Source organism: Plantactinospora soyae, from assembly GCF_014874095.1.
In the GTDB taxonomy this organism is placed as follows: Bacteria; Actinomycetota; Actinomycetes; order Mycobacteriales; family Micromonosporaceae; genus Plantactinospora; species Plantactinospora soyae.
The window spans coordinates 321,661-338,438 of the sequence record NZ_JADBEB010000001.1 but is presented as its reverse complement, the minus strand read 5'-3'; the positions used below and the strand labels follow the sequence as shown (position 1 = coordinate 338,438).

Below are 16,778 nucleotides of genomic sequence, written 5' to 3'. Positions count from 1 at the left end.
TTTTTGTAGAAGAAGGGCCCCTTCCTAACCTTCCGTCGCTGCGCTGGAAGAAGGAGAACCGGAGAAATGACGCTCGTCGCCGGAGTCGACTCGTCGACCCAGTCGTGCAAGGTGGTGATCCGGGACGCGGAGACCGGCACGCTGGTCCGCAGCGGCCGGGCGGGGCACCCGGACGGGACCGAGGTCGATCCGCAGGCGTGGTGGGATGCGTTGCAGGCGGCGATCGGCGAGGCCGGTGGGCTGGACGACGTGGCGGCTGCCTCGGTTGGCGGGCAGCAGCACGGGATGGTGTGTCTGGATGAGGGCGGGCAGGTTGTCCGTCCGGCGTTGTTGTGGAATGACACCCGGTCGGCGGGGGCCGCTCTGGAGTTGATCGAGGAGCTTGGGGGCGGTGAGGTTGGGCGGCAGGCCTGGGCGGAGGCGGTCGGCAGTGTGCCGGTGGCCAGTTTTACGGTGACGAAGCTGCGCTGGTTGGCGCGGAACGAGCCGGAGAACGCTGGGCGGGTGGCGGCGGTGTGCCTGCCGCACGACTGGTTGACCTGGCGGCTGGGTGGGGCGGCGGGGCTGGACGCGCTGCGTACCGACCGGGGGGACGCGAGCGGGACCGGCTACTGGTCACCGGCGACGGGTGAGTACCGGCCGGATCTTCTGGAGCGGGCGTTCGGGCGGTCGTTGGTGGTGCCGGCGGTGGTGGGTCCGGCGGAGCGGGCGGGGCAGTTGCCGAACGGGGCACCGTTGGGCCCGGGAACCGGCGACAACGCTGCTGCGGCGTTGGGGGTCGGGGCGTTGCCGGGCGATGTGATCGTCTCGATCGGGACCTCGGGGACCGTGTTCAGCGTTGCGGATGCTCCGGCGGCAGACTCCTCGGGGGCGGTGGCCGGGTTCGCGGATGCGACCGGGCGGTTCCTGCCGTTGGTGGCGACGTTGAATGCGGCTCGGGTGTTGGATGCTGCGGCGTCGATGTTGGGTGTCGGGCTCGACGAGTTGGCGAAGCTGGCGTTGTCGGCGCCGGCCGGTGCTGGTGGACTGGTGATGGTCCCGTATCTGGAGGGGGAGCGGACACCTAATCGTCCGCGGGCGACGGGTGCGGTGCACGGGTTGACGCTGCGTACTTCGACGCCGGCACACTTCGCTCGGGCGGCGGTGGAGGGGATGCTCTGCGCGCTCGCCGACGGGCTGGACGCGCTGCTGGCCCAGGGCGCGACCGCGAACCGGGTCATCCTGGTCGGCGGCGGGGCCCGGTCCGAGGCGGTACGCCGGATCGCCCCGGAGGTCTTCGGCTGCCCGGTGCTGGTGCCCGAGCCGGGGGAGTACGTCGCGGACGGGGCCGCCCGGCAGGCCGCCTGGGTCATCCAGAGTGGGTCGCAGCCACCCACGTGGTCCGCCAGCCAGCCCCAGGAGTACGCCGGCACGGCCGTCCCGCAGATCCGCGAGCAGTACGCCGGAGCGCGTGACCTGATCACCGATCGCCCGACTGGCTGAGGGTCAGCGATCGCCGAGCCGCCCGACCGCCCGGCTGGGTGTGGCGTGGCCGGGCGGTCAGGCGGTTGTTCTCCTCGCGGGTTGTCCTCGCGGACTATGCGCGCCGGAAGTACGCGACGCAGGTCCGCTGTGATGTGAACGCTGGCTGCGCGAATGCCCGCCATCCGCCGTTCACGCAGTCGCGTTCGCCCTCCCGGACCCGGTACGTGCGCAGATTCGGGTCGGCTGCGACCTGCGCGTCGGTGTACCTGATGGTGTCCCAGCCCTTGCGGGAGTAGAGCCGGGTCTGGTCGGCGTAGTACGGCGAGTTCGGGTTTGCCGACTGGGAGTACGTCAGAATCTGTCGCCCGGACGGGCCGTTCCTGCCGAACTCGACGGCCATGACGAACGACGAGCCGTGCACGATTTTGGGGTAGCCGACACCGGGCGTGAACGAGGCGCTGATGGCGTTGAAGATTCCGGCGCCACCGGGGCCGCCGTGGATCGGAAGCTGTTCGGTGCCGCGCGGTTCGGTCTGCACGGCGCCGAGCGGGGCGTCCAGTGGGATGCCTTCCAGCCTCTGTACGGCGTTGGCCAGGCTGGTCAGCACCCGCGGATCATCGGTGGCGAGGATCCGCGGTGTGTTGACCGGATCGGTCACCAGGAACCTGTCCTGGAACAGGATGGGACCGCTCCGCGCGAACTCGATGAACAGGTGGCTGCCCCGGCTGTCCAGGTCGACGCGGAGGTCCCAGGCGCGCAGCGCCGCGCAGGCGGCGGTGAGGTCGACGGTGGCACCGTTCGACGCCGTGGCGCGCGGCTTCGCCGTGCACAGCGCGACGAGATCGTCCCTGACCAGTTCGCCGCCGTAGACCCGGTTGCCAAACTGGACCTGCCAGAGGTTCTCGACGCTGAACCCGGTGCCCGGCAGGCCGTCGGTACCGGCGATCCGCTGCTGCACCTGGAGCAGGCCAAGCCGGGTACGCAGGCTGCGTGGCGTCTGCTCGGCGCCGATGATTCGCGGGTAACCGGTCAACGGCTGTTCCGGGTTGGTCAGCCAGTAGCTGTCGTTCGAGTTCGCGACATAGTCGGTGCGGAGCAGCACCGGCAGGTGTGCCGGGCCGAGGATCCCGGGCACGGCGGCGTCGGGGTCGGTGCCCAGCCCGCACCTCGAGGTCGATCCGTCGAGCACCGCGTCACCGCTGGACGCGTACATCTGCTTGAACCGGTCCGGGATGCAGGTGGCGGCGAGATCGTCGGTGACCCGTGGAATGACCGAGTGGTCGCCGTACAACGCCTCGCCCTTGGCGTCGGCGGCGATGACGTTGACCCAGGGTAGGAACTGGTACCGGTCGAGGACCTTCCTCAGCTCGCGTACCGTCCGGGCCCGGCCCATCTGCAGCCACCCGTCCACCGCACGGCTGTTGTCGGCGTTGACGTCGGTCATCGCGTACGCCGTCGTGGTCGTCCACGGCAGGGCGTCGGGGACGGAGACCACCGGGCCGAACAGCGTGTCGTACATGGTCCGGGTCACCGGCTCGGTGCCGCCGCCCGGCGTCGGCACCTGGACCGTCACGGTGCGTCGGGTCATCTTCCGGGGACGGCCGTCGTAGAGGTACGACGTCGGGTCACCGGGTACGAGCGTCAGCTCGTGCAACACGGACCGCGCGGCAGTGGAGACCGTATGACTCCAGCCCACCGTGGCGTTGTGGCCGATCTGGACGATCGGGTTGCCGATCAGCGCCGCGCCTTCCACGTCGTACACGCCTGGGATCTTCAGGTGCATCCGGTAGAACCGGTCGGGCCCGTCCCACGGGAAGTGCGGATTGGCAAGTAGCATCCCGGCACCGCTCGTCGTCGCCTCGGCACCCAACCCGTAGGCGTTGCTGCCCAGCGTGGAATCGGTGCCGGTGCCGGTGCCGGTGCCGGTGCCACCGTCACCGCCCGCGCCCGCTGGGCGGATCGCCCGCGACAGCGCTGCGGCGATCTCCGTTGTGCTCGGCGCCGCGCTTCGAGCCGTGCCCGCTGCCGGTGGTGTCGCCTCGACGATCAGGTCGAGCGCGCCGAGGGAGCCGGACCGGATCATGTTGGCCCAGATGGTCCGCCAGAGGTCGAGCGCGCCGATCTGTCGGACCCACGGCTTCGCCCGACACTGCGGGTCGGTCAGGTTCGCCACTCCGGTCTTGCGGAGGTAGTTGTTGTAGCCGGCGGCGAAGCCACGAACGAGGTCGCGGGCCTGCCGGGACGGTGCCTCCACCCCGTCAGGGGTGCCGGCGAGCATCCGTTCGACGACCCTGTCCTCCGTCGCCTTCTGGAAGAAAAGGTCACTTCGCACGTTCGGCTCGTCGGCACCGAAGTGCCGTGACCGGACGGCATCGACGGTGGCCACCTGCTCGGCGATCAGGCAGATATTGTCCTCGGCCTGCACGTTGCCCACGCCAAAGCCCAGGCTGGCGAAGTTGGCGGCGGTAATGTGCGGCACACCGTACGACGCGCGCCGGATCTCCGCCGAGTACCCGCGAGTCGTCGTGGTCGTCGCGTCGTCGGCTGGCGCGACGCCCGGCACGAGACCAACAAGAAGCACGACGGCGGCGACCGTGGCGGTGCCGATGCGGATGAGCTGTCTTCCGCGTACGTCGTCCCGCGGCACGAGGACGCGCCCTATGTTGTCTTCACCTGTCATGGCTTGAAGGCTAGGCGCGGTGCCATCGATCGGGCATCGTCCCGCAGATGTCATCCTGTGGATGCATGACCTTGGTCGGCGGGTGGAATCAGGGCCACAATCGGGCCGGAATGTGGCGAGTTTTGCGATGTCGTGGCGCCCTTGGTGAAAGACCATGGAGATACGTTAGGTAATCGGGTCGCGGCACGGTGTAGCTTCCTTACGGCTGCTCTGACTGCCGAGGAGGTACCCCATGGACGAGACCGATGCCGAACGTCTCCGGCGCGCGGCGGTGTGCCGAGACGCGTTCGAGTTGTTGCTGACTGGAGAGCCGAAGCCGGCCGTCCTCCAGCTTCAAGGGCTCACGGAGGCTGCTCCCGGGGCTCCATACCGGATTGAGGCGGCATTTCTCCTCGCCCTGGCCAAGGCGGTGCCGTACACGCACCGCCAGCTCGAAGGCGGCGTGGACGCGTTGCGGATCGCCGCCGACGGCGACCATCCGATCTACACACCCGCGGCGAAGCTGCTCCTCGCCGGTCACTGGACCCGGATGGAAAACTACGAGCTGGCGATGCCGTTGTGGCACGCTCTGCTGGAGCCGTACCGGCTCGGCTACAGCGCGGTCGCCTGGTTCCACATCGCCCTGAACCACGAGCGAGCGGGCGACCACGACAAGGCTCGCGACGCCATGGCGCAGGCGAGGGCCACCAGCGACCCGCAGTACGCCCCGAAGGCGATGAGCTGGATGATCACCTACTACAACAACCGTGGCCGTACGGATCGGGTCGAGGCGTTGGCCGAGATCGCGTTCGACTTTCCGGACGATCCGCTGGGCCTCGACAGGTACATGCAAAAAAATCAGCATGTGGTCATCGGCCGGCAGCGGTTGCTCGACCTGGCCGAGCCCGGCGGCGTCCTGGCCGGCGCGCAGATGCTCGCCCAGGCCAACGGCATCAAGGACGATCCGCTGCCCATCGCGCTCTCCAACGACCTACAGTTCCAGCCGACCCCGATGCCCGGTGTCGACCTGCCGTGGTTCGAGCCGTACCTCCGGCACCAGCCCGGCACCGAGGCGTTGATGACCACCGCCCACCAGGCGCTGGCCTACGCCGACTACGTCTGCACCCAGGCCGCGATCCAGTACCTGGAGCAGAACGACGGACCGGCGAACGTCTTCGCCAACATCGTGCAGTACCCGACGAAGTTTCCCTGGGGACCGGTGATGCACGAGAGCATCCGGCAGCGGATGATCAGCGTCCTGAACGCGCCCGACGACTTCATCCCGACGGAGTGGCCGACCATCCGCAATTCCGAGTGACGCAGCGGCGGCCGACTGCCGGTCGGATCTCTCAGCCCAGGAGTCGGTGCGCCCAGTAGAACTGGCCGTCGGGTCCCATGCTGATCAGGGCGACCAGTAGGTCCGAGATCGCTATCGGGGCTGCGGCGAATGGCAGCTCGGGCTGGTGCGGTTGTTCGTTGGCGGGAAAGAGGGCGACGAACGTCAGTGGCGTTGCGTCGGCCGCTGCCACGAACAGAGAGCTTCCACCGCTCTGCCACCCGCCGTGGACCTCGTGGCCGGCGACGCCGCGCAACCAGGGATGGCGGTCGGCCGCCTTTTGCAGGTACCCGTGCGAGCCGATCCCCACCTTGTCCTGGCGTGGCGAGGAGACCCCGAAGGCCGTGGGCTTGAGCTGGGTGCGCTTGTCCAGGAGAACGATCCAGAGCGTCGAGTCCCGCTGGAACTCGGCGGGGGGCTGCCAGGTGACCCGGCCCAACGCCAGTTGATCGCCGGTGTCGGCGCGCGGCGCGGTCTCCTGCCCGAGGGCGGCCGAGGCGACCTCGTTGTTCACGAACTCCAGCGTCGCGGTCGCGGCCAGCACCTCCGGGCCGTACGGCGGCCGGTTGTGCCACCAGCGCCATCCGGCGTACGCGGAGAGGCCGAGCACGAGTACGAGTGCGGCGGCGCCCGCCTGTACCCGCCGCCGATTCATGGACATGAGTACAACACGCTTCGGCAAGAGGAGTGTGTGAGTGGAGAGCTTGGCTGGCTAGCCCTCTTCTCGACTGTCCGGTCGACGGCTCACCGCCCACCGCTCGACGTCCTCGGTCCGCCAGATCCGTCCGGCCTTCAGAACCACTGCGGGTTCCGGGAAGTCACGCCGCTTGCTCAGCACCTCGACCCATTGACGGGACACACCGAGATACTCAGCGATCTCCGCTGCTCCCATGATCCGGAGTGGTCGTCTCGGCACGTCCGGACATTCCCACCACAGCTGCCCCGAGGGCAATACCTCCATGGGCCCGTCAAGCAAGAGACGGTGGACGTCGGAACGCCTACGCTGGTCGTCGTTGCCGAACCCGCCGTCCAATGTTTGCCCGGGTCAACGGTCAGTACGTGTCTGCGAAATATGCCAGCTTCCTAGTGCGTTGGCCACATAGGTTGCTGGTGTTGGCTCAGGCTGCCTCGGTGACGTTGGTGCGGCCGGAGTACTTCACCTGCTCCGGTCCCTGCGAGGAGACGGCCTGACGGCGACATGACCCAGGGACGTGGCTCCGACGACCGGCCGGGACCACGTCCTCAGGTGCGGTGGTCTAGGTTCTAGCAATGAACGCGGTTGATGGCGAGCCGCTCCCGCTGACCTTCCCCGCCGTGTGGTGTGGTTTTGACCTTGTTCGGCGCGAGTATTCCACCGTGCCTCCGCTGGACCCGGCGCGATTCACGGGACAGTTTGACTGGCTCGACGAACCAAGGCATTCAGATCCGAACGGGGAAGCGCTGGTCACGGAGCTCGGCCAGGCCCTCGCCGCTGTCGGCCTGGCCCTCCCGCAGGACTTCGTCACCTTCCACACCCACCAACCGCTCCGACATCTCCTCATAAACTCGTCCAGTTGCTGGGGCGACCTGTCGTTGGCGTCGAAACCGCTCCTCCCGAGTCCATGGGAACGCGATGCCTGGCTCCTGCGGTTCCTGAGGGACCAGCAGGACTGCGTCACGTGGTACCTGTACCTGCGGCCGGACCAGACGTTCGTGGTGCATGCCTACGGCCTGGAGTTCGACGACAACCATCTGGAAGCTGACGAGGTTTCCTGGTGTGCGCCGACGTTCGAGCAGTTCGCGTACCGGTGCTGGGTCGAGGACCGAATCGCCGACCTCCTGGATGACGGCCAGAACGGGCTCACCGGCGAACTGGAGAACTATCTGGACTTCTACCGCAAGCGTCCAGCGGATCAATGGCCCTCAGACTGGGGGAACATCCGGTAGCTGCTGCCTTGGCCACATAGGTTGCTGGCATCGGACAGTTGCCGTGCCCGTACCCGCACCGCCACCGCCACCCTCCCAGACTCAGGTAGATGTCGATAGCTATCGACCCTCGACCCGGCGAACCGGTTCAAACACCCCGAACGTTAATGGCCAACGCACTAGAGAGAGTCTCGGAGGTGTAGGCCCGCTGGCGTCTCGGGCAAGGCCCGTAATCCGAGCCGACGAGACCGTCCCCTGGCAGGTCCGGTGACTGAGTGGACTCCTCCCGTGTACGGTCCGAAGTGGCAGCTCGGACGCGTGCGAGTCTGGCCGCCGCCCAGCTACCTGGGAGCGGTTGATGGACGGAAAGAACCTGCCGACGCTCACCGCCGGCCAACGGATCCGGTTGCACCGCGAGCGGACCGGGAAGACGCGAGCGATCCTCGGAGGACTCGTTGGCCGGTCGGCTGAGTGGGTCAAGGCTGTCGAGAATAATCGACTCCTGCCACCGCGACTCCAGATGCTCAGCCAGATCGCGAAGGCGCTACGTGTCGACCTGGCGACGCTGACCGGGTCCGACGAGCCGGTCTCGGTGTCCGTCGGGCCGGGACACGCGTACCTCCCAGCGGTGCGGGAGGCGCTGAACCGGTGGCCGATTGGCCTGGACACCGAGCCGCAGCCGCTGTCGCACATCCGGGCCCGACTGGACAACGCGTGGCGCGCCCGGCACGCCGCCCCGGACCATCGGACCGTGATCGGTGCGCTGCTGCCAGGGCTGATCCACGACGCCCAGCACGCGGCCCGCGTCAGTACCGATCGCCAGCAGGCGTACGCCCTCCTGACCGAGGCGCTCGGATTGACGCAGATGTTCCTGGCCTACCAGCCGTCTGGCGAGCTGGTCTTGCGGACCGTGGACCGGGCGATGCTCGCCGCGCAGGAGTCCGGTGATCCGCTGGCCCTGGCCTGCGCGACATGGTTCGCGGCGGCCGCCCATCGCGAGTCCGGTGACTGGGACACCGCCATGGCCGTCACCCTGGATGCGATGCGGGCGATCGAACCCAAGCTTCCCGACGCCTCGGACGACCTGTTGGCATCATGGGGAGCGTTGCAGGTGGAGGCGTCGCACACCGCCGCCCGTGCAGGCGAGGCGGGAAAGGCGTGGCACCACCTGGATATCGCTGGTGGGGTGGCGAAGCGGCTCCCCGAGGACTTCTACCAGCGCTGGTCCAGCTTCAGTGCGGTCATCATGGGGCCGCACGCGGTGACGGTGGAAGTCGAGCTACGCAAGGGCGGCCACGCGCTCCGACAGGCGGACCGGACGGACGCCCGCGCCATTCCCTCCAGGCCGCGCCGGGCCCGCCATCTGATCGAGGTGGCCCGTGGGCATCATCTGCGCAATGACCGGCAGGCGACCATGGGCACGCTCGATCTGGCGTACGAGACGGCGCCGGAAACGATCCGGTACAACGGGTACGCGCGGTCGATGGTGTTGGAGTTGCTGGGTAGCCCCGCCGCGCAGCGCCGCCCTGCTCATGATCTGGCCCTGAAAGTGGGTCTGGCGCCGTAGGGGTACGAACCCTACCTTTCCTCTTCTCCGTCGCATCTACGTTCGGTGACCAACCGGATGCGGCATCACGACCTCCATCGGCAACGGCTGGCCGCGCGCCGTATCCGGCCGCCCGTCTGCGATTGCCCTGACCAGGGCGATGAGCCGGGCGGTTCAGGTGGAGAGTGGCGCTCCGCGACCGGAGGTCCGGGGCGCCACGTACCGACGGCCCGAGTGGCGCCATCGTGTCGGTGCCGGACGCCGGCTGGGCAGGATCGCCACGACGAAGGAGCGAGATGTTCCCAGGTGACCACGAACAGGTTCCCGACGTCTTTCCGCTGCGTGACCCCGGAGCCGCGCCGATCCCGGACGAGGTCGAGCGAGCCGAGATGCGATCGGTTCTGCTCCGTCATCAGGTGGTCAACCAGCGCTGCCGGTCGTGTGGGAACCCACCGGACCACACCGGCTACTGCTTCGCCGGCCGGGTGGCGTACGAGCGGCTGGCATCCGACTGGAAACGCGGCACGGACCCCGCCTAATACTCCAACGTCACTTGGCTTCGGCGTTGGGCGTGGCGGCGGCAGATCGCGACACGCCACGGGATGACGGTGCAGTGATGGCCCGGACCGGACATTATGAGGAGCGTGGATTCCTCCCTCGGCACCCTGCCGAAGATCGGTGCGCCAGCGACGCGGACCTTGAACAACGCTGGGTACACGGCTCTGCGTGAGCTAGCCGGGGTGCCGCGTGCTGAGCTGGCCAAGCTGCACGGCATGGGCCCGAAAGCGCTCGAAATCATCCAGAGCGCGCTCGAAGAGCACAACCTGAGTCTGGGTTAGTACTCCAACCTCACTTGGCTTCGGCGTTGGGTGTGGCGCGGGTATGGAGACGACCACCGCGTTGATCATCGATGGTTTGTGAGGACAACCGAAGATCCTGCGGTGGCCGCGTGCCACAGCGTAGACCCCGCCGGGTGACGGGTCATCCTGGACGAGGCGGTGACGCGTGTCGCTGACCGGTCCATACGGGTGGAGCCCCGTCGGACGGCCGGGCAGTTCGTGGAAGGGCTGCCGTCGGGTGTGGAACGTAAGACCTGCTGGTCGGGGTGTTTTTGGCCTACGTTCCACCTGCGGGGCGGGCGATGATCGACCGCCGGCTCTACCTACCCGAGACATCCTGGTGCGACCGCCTGGAACGTCTGGCCGCCGCCGGCGTCCCGGACAACGTCGGGTTCGCGGTCGAAGGCATACACCGGTAGACCGATCAGCAAGGTAGCGTGATCAACTTTCCGGCTCTGTCCGTCGAATCGGGTCAAGCACAACGAGTCCCGGCGTCGATTCCAGATTCTCTCAACGATCCTTCAATCATGGTCGCCCATGGTGGACACATCATTCGAACCAATCTTGGGAGGCACCATGAGACGGGCGTTGAACCGGGCGGCGGCGGTCCTCACCGCGCTGCTCATCGTGATCGGTGCATGGACCGTGCAGGCCCCAGCCGCCTCGGCGGCCGTGGCGGCGACGTGTCCGAGCGTCCGTGGAAGCTCAAACGTCGAGGTTCCCGCACGGGTGCTCAAGTCCCCCCGGGCAGCGGTACACAATGGCCCGGCCGCCGCGTGTCGCGTCACCGACTACGTCCCCTACGGCACCACGATCTACAAGACGTGCAGCTGGATGAACCTGTCGACGGGCAACTGGTGGACCCTCACCAACTGGGGCTGGATCTACGAGGGCTACCTCGACGGGAATCTGGCCAGACCCTGCGGCTGATCACGAACGATCCACCGCCGCAGAGTGCGCGGCGGTGGATCGCCCTTTTGGCCTGTGGATTCAATGATCTCATCGGCCTGACACATCGGGCGATCAGGCGAGTTGGGACAAGAACTCCCGGCGCGGGGTTGCGGGTGATCCCATCGGTGATCTCGGCGTCGTACAGAAGCGTCGTCAGCCAGATGGCCGGTAGATGTCGCTCAGCCGCCAGGCCAGCGGCATGCGTGCCGAGCGACTTGGCGACGATCACGGGTCGTGTGTCTGGCGCTGCTTTGGCAAGCCGGTGCAATGCCGCTCGTCGTGACTTGACCTGGAAGCCGGTCTACGCCGGGGGCCAGGGCGGTTATGGCGTCCACGGTCGGACCGACAACCAGGTGCTGACGCCAGTGAGCGGCAACGGCGGGCAGCACCTTGGTCTGCGCGGATGAACTCGCTAACCGGATACTCACCACCGGGTGGTGGACAAGGGCGATCTGGTCAGCCATGGCCCTGTTCCTTCTGGCGTCTCACGACCTGCTTGCGAAACTCGTTGATCGTCGACACGGCGACCTCGATGTGCGTTGGCCGCTCACAGGATCTTGATCGAGGCGATAGCCAGCAAGGGGACTGTCGTGTTCCCGCCGATCTGCGTGTCGTAGCTGTGCGACCCGATGACCCTCACCGTGGCCCGGAACTCGTCGTCCTCGACCAGGTTCGTCAGCTTGCCCGCGTCGCCGCTGAGCATCGTGTTTGTGTCGTACTCGTAGTCCTCGGCCAGGTTCTTGCCGGCGACGTTGGCGAGGAACGCGTTCGTTCCGGTCGCGGCGTCGAACTGGCTCACGACCCCGTACACGATGTACGTCTTCCCGATGTAGTTGTCGGGGTTCTTCGCCACGAGCTTCCACTGCCGTTCGGACAGCGGGCGGTAGGTCACCTTGGTCGGCTTCGGAGCGGCGGTCGTCTTCGTCGGGGTTGGTGCGGCGGTGGTCGCCGTCGGGGCAGGCGTGGCGGGCTTCGCCGTCGGCGTGCTGGCCGCTGCTGCGCCGGGCTGGACGGTCTGGCCGTTGTCGAGGTTGGCGCCGATTCCGATCCCGATGCTGAGGATGACGACTGCGGCGGCCCCTCCGGCGAGCCACGTCAGCAGGCCCCGCGTCTTTGGGACCGGCGGCGCGTGTGCACCGGACGAGCTGATCGGCTGCTCGACCTCGGGGCCAGGGGTGTACGGCACCGGGTGGGTCGGGTCGCTCGATGGCGGCTGATAGGTCACGTTTGCTCCCTGGGGGTGTTGGCTCGGTCATCGTGGGTGATCGCGCCGGGGTGTATCTGCCGTATGTCGGGCAGGCGACATCAGCCGTGACCGGACGGTCGGACGGCGATGGGTGGATGTGGTTTGTGGGTGTTCGTTCGGTGCCCAGGGGTGTCCGCTACGACCCACACACGGGTCGCACCGGGTACCGCCGGATCAACCGGCGGCGCAAGTCCTCGGTGATGGCCGTGCCGTAGATGTTGCCGGCAGCACGCCTGCCACGAGAGTGGGCCCACCAGGTCGTTGCGGCGACGAGGAGCGCCCAGGCTGCACAGCCGGTCGCGGAAGCGGCACGTTACCCACGAGTGGTGATCCTCTGCGATCCTCGCTGTCGTGTGGAAAACCTCTTCCCGGTGGAACGCCGCCGAACGGCACGTACAGGCGGCATTCCACCGAGGCGCCGAAGTCGACCTGAGCGGTACGTCGCATCCGGTCCGCGCGTCGGTGCTGGCGGAACTGCTTGCCGGCCCGGCTGACCGGGGTACGGCTCCGCGCGCCGCACTGCGGTTACGGTCCGCCGAGATCGTCGGCCGGCTCGACCTGCGGCACGTCGAGGTCACCGTTCCGGTGGAGATCAGTTCGTCCACCTTCAGCGACGTACCGGATCTGACCGAGGCGCGGGTGGTCAACCTGCTGCTCACCGACTGCACCCTGCCCGGTCTGCGCGCCCGGTTGCTGGAACTCCGGGGCGACCTGGCTCTCGTCAGATGTAAGGTCGCCAGGCCGGTCGACCTGTGCGACGCCCGGGTCGGCGGCACGGTCACCCTGGACGGCTCCCACGTCGTCAACCCGGTCGAGGCAACCAGCGAACCCACCAGTACGACGCTGGAACCGGGTACGGCCCTGGCCGCGGCTCGGATGACGGTGATCGGGAACCTGCACGCCCGACGGGGGTTCACCACCGAGGGGCAGGTCTGGCTCGGCGGTACGACGGTCGGCGGCAGTGTGGACCTCGACGGAGCCAGGCTGCGGCACACCGGCGGGGCGGCGTTGAGCGGCGACCGGTTGACGGTGGCCGGCAACCTGACCGCGCGGTTCGGGTTCGTGGCCGACGGTGGAGTGCTGCTCATCCACGCGCAGATCGGCAGCCAACTCAACTTCAACAATGCCGAACTCCACGGGACGAAGTCGTACGCCCTGCATCTCGGCGGGGCACGGGTCGGCAGCCTGTGGCTGACCTTCGCCACCACGCCGATCGGGAGAGTTCGCCTCTCCGGCTTGCAGGCGGATACGATCTTCGACAATCCGCAGACCTGGCCGTCCGAACTCGAACTGGTCGGCTGCACCTACCGGCTGCTGATCGCCCGAAGCCCGGCCGATCCGCACCAGCCGTCCCCGCCGGCACCGGTCAGCGTCCGGCAACGGCTGGACTGGTTGCGCCGCAGCCCCGAGGGGTACACGCCGCAGCCGTACGAGCAACTCGCCGAGCAGTACCGTCGGGGTGGGCAGGACGTGGAGGCTCGCCGGGTGCTGCTGGAACGACAGCGTCGGCGGCGCGCGACGCTCCGCATCCCGGGACGCCTGCTGGGCTACCTGGTGGACGGGCTCGTCGGGTACGGCTACCGCGCCTGGCTGGCCGGCATCTGGCTGGTCGCATTCTGGGCACTCGGGACGGTCAGCTTCCTCCTGCAACCCTCCGTACCCCGGAATCCGGCGGAGGCGCCGGCCCGGAATGCGGCGCTCCAGGCCCTCGACCTACTCCTCCCGATCGTCAACCTGGGCCACGACAACGCCTGGAAACCGTCGGGTCTGACGGAGTACGTCGCCGCGCTGCTGGTGGTCGTCGGCTGGGTGCTGACCACGGCGGTCGTCGCCGGGCTGACCCGGACCCTCAACCGCTGAGCCGGCCCGTTGACAACGGCCGAGAGTCACCGCGCCGGACCTTGTCCCGAGCCGTCCCGCTGCCGGATGCAGAACGGAACGGTCGCATAGCCTGGGGCGGTGTCCGCCCCGCTTGAGCTGCGCGCGTTCCTGGTGCACTGCATGGACGACGATGACGAGGTCAGGTTCACCTTCGTGGACGGTCGGACGTTCCTCGGCCGGGTCCTGGACGTCACGGACGAGCGGGTGCTGATGGGATGGCGGTTCAGCCCGATCTCCGCCCAGTGGGTCGAGGACTGGACTCCGGAGCAGGACGAGGAGTGGGTGCCGTTCGAGGCCGTCCGGCCGGACACACTGGCCCGCTACGACACGTCCGCCGAGCAGTGGGTGGCGCACACCGCCTGAGTTCTTGATCGGGCTGGCGGCCGGAGCCCGGTGATCGGAACGCGAACCCGACGGGACGACACGTCGCCACGAAGATCGTTTTACCGGGCTGGAATCGATTCGTATCGTAATCTCAACACCCGAGCCGTGTGCTTCCGAGATCCCCCTCCGTGTCCGGGCGTCCCCGCGTCCGGACGCGGCCTTCTGGAAGGGCGTACAGGTGCATCATTCCGTTGTGCCACCCCGGCCGCGTTTCGCGTCCCGGATCGTCGTACTCACCACCGTCCTGGTCAGCATCGCCGCACTCGTCACCACCACCCTCGGTGCCCCCTCCGAGGCGACCGGACGGGACCGTTCGTTCCCGCTCGATCTGGAGCGCGCAGGCATTCCTCAGATCCGGGAGGCGCTGACCGCCCGCCGGATCACCTCCGAGGAACTCGTCGAGGCGTACCTGGAGCGGATCCGGACGCTGAACACCAACGGGCCGGGGCTGAACGCCGTCCGGGTGGTCACCCGGGACGTCGTCGCGCAGGCCAAGCAGGCCGACCAGGACCGCCGTAGGGGCCGCCCCCGAGGGCCGATGCACGGCATCCCGGTGCTGATCAAGGACAACATCGACCTCAAGGGCCTGCCGACCACCGCCGGCGCGCTGGCGCTGGAGAACTCGTACCCGGCGAAGGACGCCTTCCTGGTCACCCGGCTGAAGGCGGCCGGCGCGATCATCCTCGGCAAGACCAACCTGACCGAGTTCGCCAACTTCACCACCAACGGAATGCCGTCCGGCTACAGCGGACTCGGCGGCCAGGTGCTCAACCCGTACGACGTCAGCCAGACGCCGAGCGGGTCCAGTTCCGGTTCCGGATCGGCCGCCGCGGCGGCGCTCGCCACGGTCACCATCGGCACCGAGACGTCCGGCTCGATCCTCAGTCCCTCGGCGGCGAATTCCCTGGTCGGGGTGAAGCCGACGGTCGGGCTGGTCAGCCGGACCGGGGTGGTGCCGATCGCGGCCAGCCAGGACACCGCTGGCCCGATGACCCGGACCGTATACGACGCCGCCGCGCTGCTCACCGCGCTGACCGGGATCGACCCGGAGGACCCGGTCACCGGTACCAGCTCGGGTGTGGTCGGCACCGACTACACCAAGCTGCTCTCCGACACCGCGTTGCGGGGCAAGCGGATCGGTGTGGCCAGCACCCCGACCGGCAACCAGGGGGTGCTGTTCACCGAGGCGCTGGACGTGCTGCGGGCCCGGGGCGCCACCGTCGTACCGGTCACCGTGAACACCGGCGGCCTGCCGCCGAGCATCCTGACGTACGAGTTCAAGCGGGACCTGAACGCGTACCTGGCCCGGCTGCCGCGCAACGCGCCGATGGACACCCTCGACGACGTGGTCCGCTACAACCTCGCGCACGTCGACGAGGGCACGATCAAGTTCGGCCAGACCCAGCTCGTCGCCTCGAACGAGGTCGACCTGACCGACCCGGCGGCGAAGGCGGAGTACGAGACGAACCGGGACACCGGCATCGCCGGGTCGCGGGAGCGGATCGACTCGGCGCTGACCGCCGAGAACCTGGACGCGATCGTCTTCGTCGGCAGCGGATCCGCCGGGATCGGCGCCCGCGCCCAGTATCCGTCGGTCGCGGTGCCGATCGGGTACGACCCGGCGAACGGCCGACCGGTCGGGATGTCCTTCCTGGGTACCGCCTACACCGAGGCCCAACTGCTCGCCCTGGCGTACGACTACGAGCAGGCGTCGCGCAGGTGGCGCCCGCCGTCGCAGGTGAACCCGTCGCTGTTCCGGTGTGCCGACTTCGGAGACCGCGACCCGAGTTGCGCGCCATGACGCCGTTCGAGGCGCAGTAGCGCGCCGACGGCATGGTACGACGGCTCCGGGCCCGTTCTGACGGGTCCGGAGCCGCCGCTCCTACCGGTGGGGACGACTGCGCAGCCAGGCCCGAATTCGGTCGCTCCGCGTACGGGTGTGGATTGGCCGGACCGGCGTCTGGGTAGCAGCACCCTGACAGCCAACACCCCTGTTAGGAGGCCTGTCATGGGTATCGGTACCAGCATCTTCCTGATCGCCCTCGGCGCGATCCTCACCTTCGCGCTGAACGCCACCGTCGCTGGCCTGGACCTGGACGTGGTCGGATGGATCCTGATGGGGGCCGGTGTGCTCGGCCTGATCATGACCACCGTGATCTGGGGCAACCGTCGCCGTGCGGTGACGACCACGACCACCGAGCCGACAACGTACCGCCGGGTCGAGGAGCGACGCGACGTGCAGCCGCCGCTGTAGCCGACCAAGGTACGGCGTGGACCGGGGCGCTATCGGCCGTCCGCCGTTCGGCCGGGCTTCCTGGCCGGTACGACGGCGGTCGACCTCGGTGTCGACCGGGCGGTCAGCGGCCGGGGCGGATGTCCACGCCAGGTGCGGATCAGCAGCGCGAGCCGTTTCGGGCGGTCCTGGTCGGCCACCACCCAGCAGGTGGCGGCCATGGCCATGGCGCTGACCGCGAGGAGTGTCACCAGCGCCGGCCAGTCGAGCATCGCCAGGCCGGTGAGCAGCCCTCCGCCCACCGCGGCCGTACCCGCCCTGCGCAGCGGCATCC

Annotated in this window: 16 protein-coding genes and 2 pseudogenes; 12 read left to right on the top strand and 6 right to left on the bottom strand. The window is 68.4% G+C overall.

What is annotated here, in order from left to right; genetic code table 11:
- The first annotated feature begins 66 nt into the window (after positions 1 to 66).
- Positions 67 to 1,482: a xylulokinase gene (gene xylB, locus H4W31_RS01535; protein ID WP_192764998.1), complete on the top strand. Its 1,416-nt coding sequence runs from the start codon at positions 67 to 69 to the stop codon at positions 1,480 to 1,482.
- Positions 1,483 to 1,576: 94 nt separating this feature from the next.
- On the opposite strand, the gene H4W31_RS01530 is transcribed toward xylB, so the two are convergent.
- Positions 1,577 to 4,072, bottom strand: coding sequence for an acylase (locus H4W31_RS01530; protein ID WP_404825680.1), 2,496 nt, complete (start codon positions 4,070 to 4,072; stop codon positions 1,577 to 1,579).
- A 304-nt stretch (positions 4,073 to 4,376) separates the two neighbouring features.
- Between H4W31_RS01530 and H4W31_RS01525 the strand changes: the two genes are divergently transcribed.
- Complete coding sequence (locus H4W31_RS01525) at positions 4,377 to 5,441, top strand: tetratricopeptide repeat protein (protein ID WP_192764996.1); 1,065 nt, start codon at positions 4,377 to 4,379, stop codon at positions 5,439 to 5,441.
- A gap of 31 nt (positions 5,442 to 5,472) precedes the next feature.
- On the opposite strand, the gene H4W31_RS01520 is transcribed toward H4W31_RS01525, so the two are convergent.
- Together H4W31_RS01520 and H4W31_RS01515 are read right to left on the bottom strand one after the other, a co-directional pair.
- Positions 5,473 to 6,114, bottom strand: a complete 642-nt coding sequence (locus H4W31_RS01520) for a hypothetical protein (RefSeq protein WP_192764995.1) — start codon at positions 6,112 to 6,114, stop codon at positions 5,473 to 5,475.
- Positions 6,115 to 6,171: 57 nt separating this feature from the next.
- Complete coding sequence (locus H4W31_RS01515; RefSeq protein ID WP_318782971.1) at positions 6,172 to 6,318, bottom strand: hypothetical protein; 147 nt, start codon at positions 6,316 to 6,318, stop codon at positions 6,172 to 6,174.
- Between the two features lie 410 nt (positions 6,319 to 6,728).
- On the opposite strand from H4W31_RS01515, the gene H4W31_RS01510 reads away from it, so the two are divergent.
- From H4W31_RS01510 to H4W31_RS01490, 6 genes and pseudogenes are all read left to right on the top strand, one after another.
- Positions 6,729 to 7,385 (top strand): hypothetical protein, encoded by a 657-nt coding sequence (locus H4W31_RS01510; RefSeq protein WP_192764993.1) that lies wholly within the window; start codon positions 6,729 to 6,731, stop codon positions 7,383 to 7,385.
- 337 nt (positions 7,386 to 7,722) lie between these two features.
- Positions 7,723 to 8,931 carry a helix-turn-helix domain-containing protein gene (locus H4W31_RS01505; protein WP_192764992.1) on the top strand — a complete coding sequence of 403 codons (1,209 nt, stop codon included), beginning with the start codon at positions 7,723 to 7,725 and terminating at the stop codon, positions 8,929 to 8,931.
- Between the two features lie 275 nt (positions 8,932 to 9,206).
- Entirely contained in the window at positions 9,207 to 9,449 is a 243-nt protein-coding gene (locus H4W31_RS01500) for a hypothetical protein (RefSeq protein ID WP_192764991.1), read from the top strand.
- Positions 9,450 to 9,545: 96 nt separating this feature from the next.
- On the top strand, positions 9,546 to 9,749 hold the full coding sequence (locus tag H4W31_RS01495; RefSeq protein ID WP_225945346.1) for a helix-hairpin-helix domain-containing protein: 204 nt from the start codon (positions 9,546 to 9,548) through the stop codon (positions 9,747 to 9,749).
- Between the two features lie 260 nt (positions 9,750 to 10,009).
- Positions 10,010 to 10,144: pseudogene (locus H4W31_RS42385) on the top strand (IS701 family transposase); the annotation flags it as partial.
- A gap of 181 nt (positions 10,145 to 10,325) precedes the next feature.
- Positions 10,326 to 10,679, top strand: coding sequence for a hypothetical protein (locus H4W31_RS01490; protein ID WP_192764989.1), 354 nt, complete (start codon positions 10,326 to 10,328; stop codon positions 10,677 to 10,679).
- 106 nt (positions 10,680 to 10,785) lie between these two features.
- Here H4W31_RS01490 and H4W31_RS42380 read toward each other — a convergent pair.
- Positions 10,786 to 10,974: pseudogene (locus H4W31_RS42380) on the bottom strand (alpha/beta hydrolase); the annotation flags it as partial.
- Positions 10,975 to 11,247: 273 nt separating this feature from the next.
- Positions 11,248 to 11,925 (bottom strand): hypothetical protein, encoded by a 678-nt coding sequence (locus H4W31_RS01485; RefSeq protein ID WP_192764988.1) that lies wholly within the window; start codon positions 11,923 to 11,925, stop codon positions 11,248 to 11,250.
- A 372-nt stretch (positions 11,926 to 12,297) separates the two neighbouring features.
- Here H4W31_RS01485 and H4W31_RS01480 point away from each other — a divergent pair, with 372 nt between their 5' ends.
- The 4 genes from H4W31_RS01480 to H4W31_RS01465 all read left to right on the top strand — a co-directional run bounded on the left by H4W31_RS01480 (position 12,298) and on the right by H4W31_RS01465 (position 16,465).
- Positions 12,298 to 13,806 carry a hypothetical protein gene (locus tag H4W31_RS01480; protein ID WP_192764987.1) on the top strand — a complete coding sequence of 503 codons (1,509 nt, stop codon included), beginning with the start codon at positions 12,298 to 12,300 and terminating at the stop codon, positions 13,804 to 13,806.
- A 99-nt stretch (positions 13,807 to 13,905) separates the two neighbouring features.
- The gene (locus H4W31_RS01475) at positions 13,906 to 14,190 is read left to right on the top strand and encodes a hypothetical protein (protein ID WP_192764986.1); all 285 of its coding nucleotides are present in this window, start codon (positions 13,906 to 13,908) and stop codon (positions 14,188 to 14,190) included.
- Positions 14,191 to 14,389: 199 nt separating this feature from the next.
- The gene (locus H4W31_RS01470) at positions 14,390 to 16,012 is read left to right on the top strand and encodes an amidase family protein (protein ID WP_318782970.1); all 1,623 of its coding nucleotides are present in this window, start codon (positions 14,390 to 14,392) and stop codon (positions 16,010 to 16,012) included.
- A gap of 207 nt (positions 16,013 to 16,219) precedes the next feature.
- Positions 16,220 to 16,465, top strand: a complete 246-nt coding sequence (locus H4W31_RS01465; protein ID WP_192764985.1) for a DUF6458 family protein — start codon at positions 16,220 to 16,222, stop codon at positions 16,463 to 16,465.
- 29 nt (positions 16,466 to 16,494) lie between these two features.
- On the opposite strand, the gene H4W31_RS01460 is transcribed toward H4W31_RS01465, so the two are convergent.
- Positions 16,495 to 16,776 carry a hypothetical protein gene (locus tag H4W31_RS01460; protein WP_192764984.1) on the bottom strand — a complete coding sequence of 94 codons (282 nt, stop codon included), beginning with the start codon at positions 16,774 to 16,776 and terminating at the stop codon, positions 16,495 to 16,497.
- Positions 16,777 to 16,778 lie beyond the last annotated feature (2 nt).

Coding starts and splice junctions, on each gene's coding strand:
- xylB (WP_192764998.1), top strand. CDS start 67: ATGACGCTCGTCGCCGGAGTCGACTCGTCGACCCAGTCGTGCAAGGTG.
- H4W31_RS01525 (WP_192764996.1), top strand. CDS start 4,377: ATGGACGAGACCGATGCCGAACGTCTCCGGCGCGCGGCGGTGTGCCGA.
- H4W31_RS01520 (WP_192764995.1), bottom strand. CDS start 6,114: ATGAATCGGCGGCGGGTACAGGCGGGCGCCGCCGCACTCGTACTCGTG.
- H4W31_RS01510 (WP_192764993.1), top strand. CDS start 6,729: ATGAACGCGGTTGATGGCGAGCCGCTCCCGCTGACCTTCCCCGCCGTG.
- H4W31_RS01505 (WP_192764992.1), top strand. CDS start 7,723: ATGGACGGAAAGAACCTGCCGACGCTCACCGCCGGCCAACGGATCCGG.
- H4W31_RS01500 (WP_192764991.1), top strand. CDS start 9,207: ATGTTCCCAGGTGACCACGAACAGGTTCCCGACGTCTTTCCGCTGCGT.
- H4W31_RS01495 (WP_225945346.1), top strand. CDS start 9,546: ATGAGGAGCGTGGATTCCTCCCTCGGCACCCTGCCGAAGATCGGTGCG.
- H4W31_RS01490 (WP_192764989.1), top strand. CDS start 10,326: ATGAGACGGGCGTTGAACCGGGCGGCGGCGGTCCTCACCGCGCTGCTC.
- H4W31_RS01465 (WP_192764985.1), top strand. CDS start 16,220: ATGGGTATCGGTACCAGCATCTTCCTGATCGCCCTCGGCGCGATCCTC.
- H4W31_RS01460 (WP_192764984.1), bottom strand. CDS start 16,776: ATGCCGCTGCGCAGGGCGGGTACGGCCGCGGTGGGCGGAGGGCTGCTC.